Source organism: Nocardioides pocheonensis (assembly GCF_003725535.1).
GTDB classification, from domain to species: domain Bacteria; phylum Actinomycetota; class Actinomycetes; order Propionibacteriales; family Nocardioidaceae; genus Marmoricola; species Marmoricola pocheonensis.
Genome location: NZ_RJSF01000026.1, coordinates 1 through 666 on the forward strand (window position 1 = coordinate 1; position 666 = coordinate 666).

At 68.8% G+C, this 666-nt stretch carries 1 protein-coding gene; it reads right to left on the bottom strand.

Annotation, left to right across the window (positions count from 1 at the left end; genetic code table 11):
- A partial coding sequence (locus EFL26_RS08485; protein ID WP_123222474.1) for a DUF11 domain-containing protein occupies positions 1-666 on the bottom strand: 666 nt, incomplete at both ends.

Genomic DNA, 666 nt, shown 5'->3' on the forward strand with positions numbered 1-666 from the left:
CGGGTTCAGCGACCAGTTCAGGTCACCGGAGCTGGCCGCGTTGGCCTTGGCCGGCAGGTTGTCGGTGACCGTCACACCGGTCGCGGGAACCGCACCGGAGTTGCTGACGGTGATGTCGAAGCCGATCGTGGCGCCGGCCGAGACCGGACCCGGCGGGTTCGCCGACTTGGCCACGTCGATCTGCGCACCCACGATCGTCGCGGACTCGTTGGCATCCGAGCAGGAGCCCGACGCCGGGTCGTTGAACGAGTCACCGCCGTAGGAGGCGATCCACACGTAGGTGTGCGCCGCGGTCGGGTTGTAGGTCGCGCTCGTGGTCGCCACGCCGCTGGCGTTCAGGGTGCCGGTGGTGTGGAAGACCACGCTGCCGGTGCAACCCGGGTCGGCGGTCACGTCGTAGAGGTTGAAGTCGACCGTGTCACCGGTCACCGTGCCGGGCACGAAGTCGTGCAGCGTCGCGGTGTCACCCAGGGTGGTGAACCCCAGCCCCGGAGCGTTCGCACCGGTCACCGCGATCTGGGTCGTGATCGTCGGGCTGGCATGGGCCACCGTGAAGCACTCGGTGGTCGCGTTGGTGTGCGTGCTGGGCAGGTAGTACGCCGATCCCGCAGTGTCCGGGGTGTACTCCGCCCGCCAGCAGTACTTGCCCGGCGTGGTGTCGTTCGT